Annotated in this window: 12 protein-coding genes; 5 read left to right on the top strand and 7 right to left on the bottom strand. The window is 57.4% G+C overall.

The annotated features are described in order from the left end of the window. From VG146_13090 to VG146_13110, 5 genes are all read right to left on the bottom strand, one after another. Positions 1-290: hypothetical protein (locus tag VG146_13090; GenBank protein HEV2393283.1), on the bottom strand; the 290-nt coding region annotated here is incomplete at its 3' end. Between the two features lie 33 nt (positions 291-323). Then, positions 324-1,238, bottom strand: coding sequence for a type II secretion system protein (locus VG146_13095; GenBank protein HEV2393284.1), 915 nt, complete (start codon positions 1,236-1,238; stop codon positions 324-326). A 74-nt stretch (positions 1,239-1,312) separates the two neighbouring features. Further along, positions 1,313-2,149: a hypothetical protein gene (locus VG146_13100; GenBank protein HEV2393285.1), complete on the bottom strand. Its 837-nt coding sequence runs from the start codon at positions 2,147-2,149 to the stop codon at positions 1,313-1,315. Further along, positions 2,146-2,472, bottom strand: a complete 327-nt coding sequence (locus tag VG146_13105; protein HEV2393286.1) for a hypothetical protein — start codon at positions 2,470-2,472, stop codon at positions 2,146-2,148. Before VG146_13105 ends, VG146_13100 begins: the two co-directional genes overlap by 4 nt. A 310-nt stretch (positions 2,473-2,782) precedes the next feature. After that, positions 2,783-3,997, bottom strand: a complete 1,215-nt coding sequence (locus VG146_13110) for a VCBS repeat-containing protein (GenBank protein HEV2393287.1) — start codon at positions 3,995-3,997, stop codon at positions 2,783-2,785. 163 nt (positions 3,998-4,160) lie between these two features. Here VG146_13110 and VG146_13115 point away from each other — a divergent pair, with 163 nt between their 5' ends. Then, positions 4,161-4,829: a hypothetical protein gene (locus VG146_13115; GenBank protein ID HEV2393288.1), complete on the top strand. Its 669-nt coding sequence runs from the start codon at positions 4,161-4,163 to the stop codon at positions 4,827-4,829. 14 nt (positions 4,830-4,843) lie between these two features. After that, on the top strand, positions 4,844-5,371 hold the full coding sequence (locus VG146_13120) for a hypothetical protein (protein ID HEV2393289.1): 528 nt from the start codon (positions 4,844-4,846) through the stop codon (positions 5,369-5,371). 46 nt (positions 5,372-5,417) lie between these two features. On the opposite strand, the gene VG146_13125 is transcribed toward VG146_13120, so the two are convergent. Continuing rightward, complete coding sequence (locus VG146_13125; GenBank protein ID HEV2393290.1) at positions 5,418-6,920, bottom strand: MFS transporter; 1,503 nt, start codon at positions 6,918-6,920, stop codon at positions 5,418-5,420. Between the two features lie 417 nt (positions 6,921-7,337). On the opposite strand from VG146_13125, the gene VG146_13130 reads away from it, so the two are divergent. Continuing rightward, on the top strand, positions 7,338-7,505 hold the full coding sequence (locus VG146_13130) for a hypothetical protein (GenBank protein HEV2393291.1): 168 nt from the start codon (positions 7,338-7,340) through the stop codon (positions 7,503-7,505). Between the two features lie 189 nt (positions 7,506-7,694). On the opposite strand, the gene VG146_13135 is transcribed toward VG146_13130, so the two are convergent. Beyond that, positions 7,695-9,185 (bottom strand): YifB family Mg chelatase-like AAA ATPase, encoded by a 1,491-nt coding sequence (locus VG146_13135; protein ID HEV2393292.1) that lies wholly within the window; start codon positions 9,183-9,185, stop codon positions 7,695-7,697. On the opposite strand from VG146_13135, the gene VG146_13140 reads away from it, so the two are divergent. Both VG146_13140 and VG146_13145 read left to right on the top strand, forming a co-directional pair. Then, positions 9,176-10,873 carry a recombinase family protein gene (locus VG146_13140; protein ID HEV2393293.1) on the top strand — a complete coding sequence of 566 codons (1,698 nt, stop codon included), beginning with the start codon at positions 9,176-9,178 and terminating at the stop codon, positions 10,871-10,873. The genes VG146_13135 and VG146_13140 overlap by 10 nt on opposite strands. A 62-nt stretch (positions 10,874-10,935) precedes the next feature. Further along, a partial coding sequence (locus VG146_13145) for a hypothetical protein (GenBank protein ID HEV2393294.1) occupies positions 10,936-11,258 on the top strand: 323 nt, incomplete at its 3' end.

An 11,258-nucleotide genomic window follows, 5' to 3' on the forward strand; every position in this document is an offset into this window, starting at 1 on the left:
GTGACGCCGGGCGTCCCAGCCAAGGTTGTCACTACGCCTGATGGTGTCACCTTTCGAATCGTATGGTGATAGGTGTCCGGCACGTAGAGGGTTCCGTCGGCGCCCACAGCGGCGCTCCATGGTTGGAGGAACAGCGCCGCCCTTCCAGCGCCGTCCGCGCTGCCCGACATTTGGGGATTGCCAACAAAATTGGTGAAAGAGTAAAGGACGCTCTGGCCGGGGGCCAGGGCTTGCAGGCCCAGTGCGCAAGTCCAAGCAACGATTGCGCTATGCGAGACCGACCTGCTCATCCAAGATCCTAAACGCATCATAAACGCGCACGCTCAGGGATGCCCATTGCTGCCGGCGCACAGCCACACCCAGGCAACGTCCACATTGTTCGCCTGCCGGATGTTCCAAAGCCAATTCCTGGTAACGGGCGCCAGGGTCCGAGCGTCCACCCATTTATGGAGCTCGACGTGGCCGTCCCCGAACGAGAACGCCCCGGCGCCATTGTGACGCGCCGCCGGAAGCTCCCACCACGCATCGTCCACGCCGGGAAGATTAGTCCCAGCGCAGGGGGGGCAAGGGGCAAGAAATTCTGCGCCCCCGGTTGGGCCTGAGAGGCTGTCCTCATGCACATCAACGAAAACGAACGTCTGGGCTGGCGCGCCATGCCCTTCAAAGGCTGACAATTTTAAGTAACGGTACAGGGGGTGGGGTTGAGGTTCCCAGTCGGGAGCGTTGGCCCCGAGGTACCAACCCAGGTGATCGTTCATTTGGTAACTGCGCACCCGGGAGTATTGTTGGCCGGCAATGGTTGCATAGCTTTTGTCGCCCGGGCACTTATAGATGTGTGCCGATTGTGCGTAGGGCCCGATGCTGCCACCCATCGTTGCGGTCTGCGTTCCACTCACGGTGACCCCTTGCCCAACCAGCAGCTGGGTGTTCGTGTTATCAAGCCATTCCACGGCGTAGGTCATGAAGCCGTTTACCCAATTTGGGCCTTGACCCTCGTCCATGCAGTTCGGCGGGATCGTGTCAGAGTGATCGAGCGCATAAAGATGCCAGGCGATTTGGAGCTGGCCCAGATTGTTGAGGCAAACCACAGCCGCGGCTTGGCTCTTGGCGCGGGTTAACGAGGGCAAAAGCAAGGCTGACAGAATCGCGATAATGGCTATTACCACCAGCAGTTCGATGAGCGTGAAGGCCAATCCCCGGCCTGGCCGCTCATGAACATCGATGCATGAAGCACTCATGCCGCTACTGGAGCAGGATCGCGCCGATGTCTGTTTGTGTCGAGGCGCCGGCCTAATCTGCCGACTCCGCCTGATCAATACCTGAGATGTCCGCGGCGTGATAATTTCACCTGGATCATATACGCGTGGGCGGCTCCGCTGTGGTAACCCCAGCCCACAACCGTTCCGTCCGAAGAAATTCCATCGGTGTTTTCCAAGGTCCAGTTTGCCTTGTCCGTGCTCGATAAATAGTTGGCCAAAGGTTGCAGGGTTGTGCCCAGGGCGGGAACGTAAATATGATTGTCACCGGTCACCACCTGGCCGCGCCCATTAATGGCTGCGAAGGTAGGAGATGGAGTTCCCAGGTCTTGGAAGCCCGTGTTCCATGCGCTGAGCTGGTTTTTGAGGAAGACGTGGCTCTTGCCATCGGTATCTATCGAGGTGCCGACGATCTGGCCAATCCCGTTGATGGCGTAAGCAACGCTGTTGCCGGTCGCATTTCCGATCGTCCCCAGATCGGTAAGAGAGGATGCGGGCTCCACTACGACAAAGGCGTGATGTGGGCCGGCTGAGGTGTCTGCTTGCCCGACGATGTAGCCGACATCATTGATGCCGTAGGCGTAGCTCGTATATCCCCCGAGGGTCCCCAGATCCTGATAGGAATGCGACGAATCCAGCCAGTACAGCGCATGCCAATAGCCAGATGATACAATGCCGTATCCCACAATTTTCCCACTCGCGTTAACGCCATAAGCGTAGAAGTCTCCGAGGCCGGACCATGGTAATTCATGCATTCCTGCGCTTTTGGTCCACACCCATCCCAATTGTGAGCCGCCAGCGTTTTGCTGGTAACCCACAACCGTGTTGCCGATGTTAATCCCGAGGCCCGTTGTGGTGACATCGTTGTCAATAATGTGGCCCAAGTCCGTCATAGTGCCCGTCGATGGATTATAGAGGAAAGCGTCGCCCCATCCGCGCTCAAAGCTGGGGAGCTGAATGTCGGCTGTCCATTGGGAAGCGTGAATTCCCACTCCTCGCCGACGCCCGGGTCGTATGCATAGACTCGCGAATTGGCGGGGGATGACATGTCGTCGGTGCCGAAGAAGACCCAACCGTCAGAAGGCCGAATGGCAGGAGAGGTGTGTACCGCCCCATGATCGGTGCCAGGAAGGGCATATTTTAAGGACAATTCGCCACACCAGCCGCAGGATGAGGCCAGAAGAAAAAGGAGGGAACTGGCAATTGAAGCTGACATTGCCGGTTGCGGGTACCCCCCCCGGTGGGGAACATCAGGTCTGGTTGTGGGTCGGAGACGATTGGTTTTCATTGGCAGGGCCTTTATTTGTCAACCGGGCCACAGGCCGCTCGGCGGCTTGGGGTTTAAGTGGATTAAATGTTTTGGAGTTGGTTTTTATGCCTGCTCTCGGAAGGGAGATACGTCCTTGCAAACCTGTAATTCGAAGCAAGATCGCGTAACCCGGCCTCAAGCGAGCGAGCGCCAAAATAAACTGAACGCAAAAACTTCACAATGGGGTGTAATCCTACCAACAAGGGACGAGTTGGATTCACCTCAGCACCGGGTTTTGCTGGAGCCAGACATCAATCCGGGGCGCCTCCCAGTTGTATGGCTTGTCCAGAATGTCCATTCTGCCATCGCCGTTGAGATCGGCGACTCGCGCTTCGTGGAATCCGATGCCCGTCGCAAAAACTGTTGTCCGAAAGTGGCCCTGGCCGTCGCCGTAAAAAATCCATGCGGTTGCGCGCGGATTATCGGGCTGGCGGGCCGACTCGGTCCATTTGGCCATCTCTGCCGCAAAAATATCGAGGTTGCCGTCACCGTCGATATCGGCGACCTGGAGGCTGTGGCCATGGATGACATCGCGGTCGATTAAGTCGTGGCCGACCCAATCCTTCGAATGCTCGGGGTTGCTGACGCATTCGTACCAACGCAGCGGCCCCACCCCATCGCCGGGCGAGATGACGACCTGGGGATATTTCCCCGGCTTGAATTTACCTGCAGCCACGCGCCCACCCATCACACCGATCTGGATAGCGTCGAATTTCTTTCCGCCACGATGTTTGAACCACAAGTTGCCCGCCAGCAGGTCCACCTTGCCGTCACCGTCGATGTCGCAAGCGGCCATCCCCTCGGGGTACTTGAAAGCCGAATTGTGCGCCTCGCCGGCTTCGCCGGAGAAAATCTCGGTGAGTTCCCAGGATTGGGCATGGCGCGGGTCCTGGGGGATTTCCGCCAGGAAAATCTTCTTGGCGCCCTGGTTCCAAAACGCCAGTTGCGGTTTGCCGGCGCCGAGAAAATCTCCAAACACCTGGTCATGATGCTGGGTGGCGCCCCCCTTTTTGATGACGTGCCGTTTCCAGGGCACTTTAGGATCGAAATTCGGGTAAGGATTTTCCCACCACCAGACCTCATCGCTCTGCCAATCCCCTCCGAAAACAATGTCCAGATCGCCGTCGCCGTCTATGTCATAAACTGCGCCGCCGGCTTCGACAGTCAAAAACTGGGGTTCGATCACGTAACGGTCCCACCCTCGCCCCGTTCTGCGGTACCAAACCAGGGCCGGGGCAACCTGGCGGAAGCTAACGACGAAATCGTTAGTGCCATCCTTGTCCAGGTCGGCTACCAAAGCCCCGGTTTGCTGAGTGGAAGGCCCAGGCAAAGGCAAATCGCCGGTAGCCGTCGAGAGGTGTTGCCAGCGGGGTTCAGCGGCGCCGCAGGTCAAGGCTGCGAGGCTCGCCAGGATGATGAGCGCGAGGCGCATAAGAGCAGCCTAGCAGCATCGGTCAGGAGAGGTCAAAGTAAAGCGAGCAAACGAGAAAGCGGCGAGTTGACTCAAATTAAAAGACACCGGGGGAGCGGAACGTCCGAAGTGGCCGGATGGCTATCCGCTTTACACTGTCCGGCCTGGCAATTAAAATGCCCGCATGCCTTCGGATTATGACGCAACGGAGTTCATCGATGGGGACCTGCAGGGACGGCCCTCCCCCTACTCTGCTGTGGCGAGCCAATTCCCACGCGCGCCTTCGCGGGAGGAAGTGGACGCCAAGGTCTCTGAGACGCAGCAAAAGCTGGCCGAGCTCAAGCGGGCGCAGGAAGAGTTGGAACGGGAACGAGCGACCCTCGAGGAAACTCGCCGGCGCCAAATGGAATTCCACACCGGGCGGCAGGAAGTCATTCAAAACCTGACGCGCGGGCTGGGGTTGCTCGAGGAAGCGGAGTTCAATGCGCGGCGGGATGCCGAACAAATGGCAAAAGCCCTCGGTGACATGCGCGACGCACTGGGCAAGGTGCAGGCCATTCACGAGGAAACCTGGACCAAAGACACTTTCCCGGTCGAACTAACCCGCGGATTGACTGCATTGGAAAATGCGCGCATGGAATGGAATGGGGCGAGGCTGAAGTTCCCGGTATTGTCGGCTGTGCGCGCCGATGATGCCCCCATTGCCGCCGCGCCGGGCGCGCCGGTTGTCTCGCCGTTAGGAGCGCATAGCTTCGGCGAATTGTGCCGCTTTGGTTTTGCGATGACCTGGCCGCTAGTACTGGTCGCCTTGGCTGGCCTGGGATTGCTGGTGGCCTTGCTCCTGCGCCGCTGAACCCGCCCGCCGCCATGGCATGGCTCAAAAAAAAGCCGGACCCGATTTCCGAACGCGCCCGCGCGCTCAATGCGGAGATAGAGACCCTGGAGGCGCAGATCAACACGTTGGACGCGCGGTTGCAACGCCAGACCCCTCCACCGCGCCTGCGTTCGACAGCCCTTCCTCAAGCCGCCTCGCTCTCCAGCGCGCCCGCGCGCGCCTCGGCCAGCTCCGCCCGGCCTCTGCATGAGCCCATCTTCGAAGAGGTTGACCAGGACCGGCTCAAACCCCATGCCGAAGCCACCACCCCGGACCATTACAACGAACTGGGCGTCCGCAAGTACGATTTGCCCGCGCTGCTGCGCCGGATTCGAAATCATTTTCGCGGGCCCTCGACTACGAACCCCAAACTCGTCAGCTATCTGGCCGCCGGGGGGATTCAGGGGCTGCGCCCGTTGCGCTATGAGAAGCGCGTGGCACGGAACCGGGTCATCGTGCTGGCGGTATTCTTCTTTTTCGCTTTATTAGGGTTGTTGACCGTGTTCTTGAAGCACCGGTGACCCACGGTGGGGGACGCCTGTTGCGCAGGGCAAAGAAAGATTCAAATCAAAGGTCTCGGGCCGGTTCCTGCAGTTGCTGCTGGCCGAGTGGAAGGTTTTTCTTTTCCACTTCTGCGATGTACCTCCGTGTGGCGGTGGGCAACTCATGCCAGATGCGAAGGGCCAGCACCGCGCCGCCCAAGGCAAAAGGCACCAGGAACACCGGCCACCAGCGCCAGTTGCGGGTGGTCAGGTAGCCCAGGGAGATGGACTGCAATCCGCTCCCCAGATAAGCGAACCCATCCACAATGCCCGAGCAAGTCGCCGTGGCTTTGCGCCCTCCGAAGTCCGTTGCCGCCGTGCCCGACATCATGGCTGTAATTCCAATAGCCGCCATCACAATGAGCACGCCGGCCGAGCCGACCAACAGAGGCGCAGAGAATAAATAGGCCGCCATCAAAATGGCCAGCACCAGGATGAACCCGCAAAGCAGCCCGGCGGGAGGGCCCCTGCGCGATTGGAAGAACTTGTCCGAGACCAGTCCCCCGGCAAAGCCGCCGGCGATTCCAAAGAGGCACAGCAGCAATCCCCAGTGGTTGAGGAAAAACTCGGCGCCGGGTTGTTTGATTTCCTTGGCGAAGATGAAGTACCACTGGGTGATGCCGTTGCGAAAGACCCCCGAGGTCAGCTCGATGGCCGCTATAATCAGCATCAAAGGGCTCGTGAAAACCTTGCGGAGCAGGTCCCGGGTGCTGTATTCGACGTGCATCTGGCCCGAGGAGGCGTCGTGGGTGTCGAAAGGCGCAAAACCAGCCTCTTCGGGGGTATCTTTGATCAACCACCAATCCAGCAAAGCCCAAATAATCAGGATGCCCGCCGGGATGAAGAAGACCGCCCAAGTCGCATCCACCGCCGGATGATTTAGAGCAAAGGCCCTTCGAACCAGGCGCGGCAGCAAACCAGTTCCCCGCGCGGGTCCTGCTTTGGCCATATCCACGATGGCCTGCCCCCAATCGAATGCGAAATAAACACCAAAGGAAATAAGGGTCCCAAAGATCGCCCCAAAAACTCCTCGTTCCCTGACGTGGAACCAGTAGGCCTTCACCTTGATGATCGAGACGGCGCCATAGCTTTGAAAATACATGTTCAGCGCGTAAACCAACGAGAAAATGAAAACCACCTTGAGCCGCAGTTGATTGGTCATTGCCAAATATGTCAAAATACCAAGCAAAATATTGGCAAATGAAGCCCCCAACGCTGCCATGGTAATCCCCTTCTTTCCCCCAATCCGGTCCACCAGCGGGCCGTTGACCAAAAACGAGAGGGCGTACGTTATTGTCCCGGCCCCGAAAATCCAGCCGAAGTCTTCCTTGCACATCAGAGAACCCATGGCGTTCCTGGCCACATTCAGGTTGTATCGCCCCATATAAAGAAAGGCATAGGTCATCCCCAGAGGAAACCAATTGATGAATCGCCGGACGAGGTACCAGCGGTTATGCCTCAGTGGATTGTTGTAAAAGTAGAGGCTAACGATCGCCACCAGGCAGATTGCAACGACAGTCAGAGACATTCAGTCTGATTTGTTCATGTGGTTTGGCAGCGACCCGCTCCGGCGCGTCGGGCCCATGTCCACCTTACCAAAGACTGCGGGTCTGGTCAAAATACTCCGCGCTGGAATTCCCTTGTGTCTTGCCAAGAAGAGGTGTCTCAAAAAAGGACACAGCAGTTTCAGAAGGGGCAGCAAAGGATGCCTGGGCTAATGACAAAGTCTAAGCAACCAGCCGCGATTTCCTGAGTGTAGGAGACGACGTAAGGAGTCTTTGATCAGCATCTTCTGGCTGACGCAAAGGCGGCGATAGGCAATCTGGATCAGAGACTCCTTACGTCGTCTCCTGAGAGGTTTGGAACCGGCCTTGTCATTGGGGCTTGGGTTATTGCCATTTATTCAGCTCTGAGATTTGGCACTTGTGATGCTTACGGTGGAGCGATGATCGATGTTTCGCTCAGTATTTTGGCGCTGATAGCCGGAGGGCTGACCCTGGAACTGTTTACCACGACCATGCGCAGTGCGGGGTTGCGGGATGCTCAAGGGGTTTCTCTAGGGACTGAGGCGCAGGAGTTGGCGGAAGACTTTCAAGCCGGCAATCCAAGTTGACAACAACTGGAGAGCCGCTGGCAGTTACCCCACCAAGATTTGTCTTCCTTGCCGGAAGGCATTTATGGTCCGGCCCACGACCCTTGGTCGTGTGCCGGGAAACCATGCAGCAATAGTCCCCGCCAGGTAAGGATTGCCCTGTGAAATCCGCGTGTTGCAGTTGCGGTCCCGCCTGGCGGCGGACTTTGTTTACGTCCACAACTGGCGGTCCAGCGAGCGGTATTGGATGGCCTCAGAGATGTGATCGCTCGAGACCTTCTCGGTTCCCGCCAAATCGGCTATCGTCCGAGCCACCTTCAAGACCCGGTCATAAGCCCGCGCGCTCAAGTTGAGATCGGACATTGCGAATTTGAGCAGTTCCATGGTGGATTCATCCAGCGCGCAATAGAGTTTCAGTTCCTTGCTTCCCATGCGGGCGTTGCAGGTAATCTTCGGTTTGTCCTTGAACCTCAGTTGCTGGCGTTGCCGCGCTTGCATGACGCGCTGGCGGATTTGAGCCGAGCTCTCGCCGGCCTTCTCGCTGGTGATATCCTGGAATTTGACCTCGGGCACCTCGATGTGCAGATCGATGCGGTCGAGCAACGGCCCGGAAATCCGGCCCAAATAGTTTTGGATTTCCCGCGGCGAGCTTCTGCTTTCGCCAGGCATTTTGCCGTCCGGCGAGGGGTTCATCGCCGCCACCAGCATGAATTCCGAGGGGAAGGTCATCGTGCCTGCCGCGCGCGAAATGGTGACCCGGCCCTCTTCGAGCGGTTGGCGCATCGTTTCCAGAACGCTCCGTTTAAATTCGGGCAGTTCGTCCAGGAACAACACCCCGTGATGGGCCAGGGAGATTTCACCCGGAGTGGGATTGATATTGCCTCCCAGCAAACCGGCGTCGCTGGCGGTGTGATGGGGCGCGCGAAAGGGACGGCGAGTAATCAGGGCTTGGCCCGGGGCAAGCAGGCCAACGATGCTGTGAATTCTTGTCGTCTCGAGGGCCTCTTCCAGCGTAAGCGGCGGAAGGACGGTCGCCAGGCGTTTGGCCAGCATCGATTTGCCGGTGCCAGGCGGGCCGATCAAAAGGACGTTGTGGCCGCCGGCGGCGGCGATCTCCAGCGCGCGCTTGACGGATTCCTGGCCTTTGACCTCGGAAAAGTCGATCTCATCTTCATGGTCCTCATTGAATATCCTGGCGACGTCCACCCGCACAGGCGAAATCTTCACTTCGCCTTCGAGAAATCCCACCGCCTCACGCAGGTTCTGGACCGGGATGACCTGCAACCCTGAGACCACCGCGGCCTCCGCTGCGTTTTCCGGCGGCACCACCACGCCGGTCTTGCCCTGTGCCCGCGCGCTCAACGCGATGGACAGCACACCTTTGACAGCGCGCACGGCACCATCAAGGGCAAGCTCGCCCACCATCGCGAACCGGTCGAGTTGGTTGCTCTCCATCTGTTCGCTGGCTGCCACCATCGCGACTGCGATCGGCAAATCGAAGCTCGGACCTTCCTTCTTGACGTCGGCGGGCGCTAAATTAATGGTCGTCCGACCGAAGGTGAAAGCGAACCCCGAATTGATGAGGGCCGTCATTACGCGGTCGCGCGACTCCTTAACTGCGGCATCCGGCAAACCGACGATGACAAGTATTGGGTTGATATGACCTCTTTTCCTTGATACCCTTTCCTTGCGTGAAAGCATACAGTTACATTCGGTTCTCCCGTCCAGAACAAATGGAGGGTGATTCGCTTCGGCGACAACTGGAAGCCACACGCGAGTACTGTGCGGAGCACGGGCTGAAATTACAGGAGGTGAACTACCGCGATTTGGGCATCTCCGGTTACACCGGCGACAACATTCACAAGGGCAGGCTCGGAGCGTTTCTGAAGGCCATCGATGAGGGCAAAATCGACAAGGGAAGTTGTCTCATCGTGGAGAACCTGGACAGGCTCAGCAGAGCACAGATTGATGATGCGTTGGAGTTGTTCAAACGCATACTCCGAAAGGGAATCGACATTATTACGCTGACGGATGGGAAGCGGTTCACAAAGGAGAGCCTGAACAGCCCAATGGATTTGATGCTCTCCATAATGTATTTCTATCGGGCCTACGATGAATCGCTTCAAAAGGGGAAAAGAGTGCGGGCCGCTTGGAACAACAAGCGGAAGAACGCAGCCAGCGAACCGCTAACAGCAGTTTGTCCTTCATGGCTCCGCCTGAATCGCAAGGCAGGGATTTTCGAGGAGATTCCGGAGCACGTGAAAACCGTGCGGCGGATTTTCGGGTTGAGCAAAGGCGGTATGGGGAACGGCTCCATAGCCAAATTGTTCAATCAAGAAAAGGTGCCAGGGATTGGGAGGGTCAATTCATGGCACGCGAGTGTGGTCGCTCGGATTATCATCAATCGAGCGGTGCTGGGAGAGTTTCAGCCGTGCCAGTACATTACGCGAGGCAAACGAGAGCCGGTTGGCGAAGCGATTCCAAATTACTTTCCCCGCATCATCTCTGACAAATTGTTCAACACGGTTCAATACCGACAGAAGCAACGCAGGGTTGCCGGTTCAGGCCGACGCGGAAAGTTTGTTCGCAATCTTTTCTCTCACATTGCCAAGTGTGGGTTTTGTCACGGAACAATGGTTTCGGTATCAAAGGACCCCCGCTACCCTCAACTCGTGTGCGATAATGCTCGCCGGGGGTTTAAGTGCCGATACGTGGCATATCCATACGACGAGCTCGAAACGTCATTCCTTACTTTCGTGAAGGAACTGGACCTGAAGGCCGCTTTACAGTCAGCGGGCAACGGAAATCCGACCGCCGAGGCAATCGAGGAACTACGAGCGTCTGTTTTGGACAAAGAGGCGAGGCTAAACAATCTCGGCGAAGGGATTGCCCTCAAGAGAAAGCCGATTCCAGAACTCGTCAGGATGATGGAGCGGATTTCAACCCAAAAAGCCGAGGATGAAAAGCGGCTGGCAGAGTTGATTACAAAGCAGGCGGAGGAGGCCACTCCGCGAAACAAGTTGAATGATTTGAAGGCACTGGTAGCGACCGCGAAACAAACGACCAGTGCCGAGGCGAATGAAATGAGGCTCAGGCTGCGAGAGGCCATCCGAGGGTGTGTTGAAAAGATTCTGGTTTGGCCATACGAAATCATGGAACCACCTACGCCGGACCAGGTCGATTGGAGGGAAAGGCGACAACTCTCCAGGGCTGGGTATTCAATCACGTCAGAGGTTCAGAGGGTCGAGCGGTGCTATAGAGTGTATTTAAAGAACTTTGAACACTTTCGCGAAGTCCACTCTCATCCCAAATATGGTGCTCCGGCGTCAGACAAGTTTGTTCCATCGAAGCGGCGTGGCTGGTTCACAGCGGAGTCGGACGACGACTGATTTTCCATTAACAGGCATTGCTGTTGACAGGGACGAAACCGCTGCGGACAAGTCCAGCCAGTATGAAAACCAATACAAAAAACACTGGGACTGGAAACAAACCGCAACAGGCGTTGGCCGACATCAACGCGAAAATCGCCGAATTAGAACAGCAGCGTGTCAGCCTCGCTCAACCGCTCAAGGATCGATACGCCGAGATCACCAAGGAGTTGACCGATATGGCCAGTCAAATCCGTGACCTGGACCCGTCGTGGAAACCGGCATCGTTGAAACCGAGGGCCGAGGCCAAAATCGCCGAAATCCTCACCGCGAACGAAAAACCGATGACCGCTGACGAAATTGTTAAGGCGGTGGGCGGCGTGTTCAGCCCTTGGAATGTCAGGAA

Source organism: Verrucomicrobiia bacterium, assembly GCA_035946615.1.
In the GTDB taxonomy this organism is placed as follows: domain Bacteria; phylum Verrucomicrobiota; class Verrucomicrobiia; order Limisphaerales; family UBA8199; genus DASYZB01.

Excerpts from the sequence above, each read along its gene's own strand:
- VG146_13120 (HEV2393289.1), top strand. The coding sequence starts at position 4,844 with ATGGCATGGCTCAAAAAAAAGCCGGACCCGATTTCCGAACGCGCCCGC.
- VG146_13110 (HEV2393287.1), bottom strand. The coding sequence starts at position 3,997 with ATGCGCCTCGCGCTCATCATCCTGGCGAGCCTCGCAGCCTTGACCTGC.
- VG146_13100 (HEV2393285.1), bottom strand. The coding sequence starts at position 2,149 with ATGACGGACTTGGGCCACATTATTGACAACGATGTCACCACAACGGGC.
- VG146_13105 (HEV2393286.1), bottom strand. The coding sequence starts at position 2,472 with ATGTCAGCTTCAATTGCCAGTTCCCTCCTTTTTCTTCTGGCCTCATCC.
- VG146_13135 (HEV2393292.1), bottom strand. The coding sequence starts at position 9,185 with ATGCTTTCACGCAAGGAAAGGGTATCAAGGAAAAGAGGTCATATCAAC.
- VG146_13125 (HEV2393290.1), bottom strand. The coding sequence starts at position 6,920 with ATGTCTCTGACTGTCGTTGCAATCTGCCTGGTGGCGATCGTTAGCCTC.
- VG146_13115 (HEV2393288.1), top strand. The coding sequence starts at position 4,161 with ATGCCTTCGGATTATGACGCAACGGAGTTCATCGATGGGGACCTGCAG.
- VG146_13095 (HEV2393284.1), bottom strand. The coding sequence starts at position 1,238 with ATGAGTGCTTCATGCATCGATGTTCATGAGCGGCCAGGCCGGGGATTG.
- VG146_13130 (HEV2393291.1), top strand. The coding sequence starts at position 7,338 with ATGATCGATGTTTCGCTCAGTATTTTGGCGCTGATAGCCGGAGGGCTG.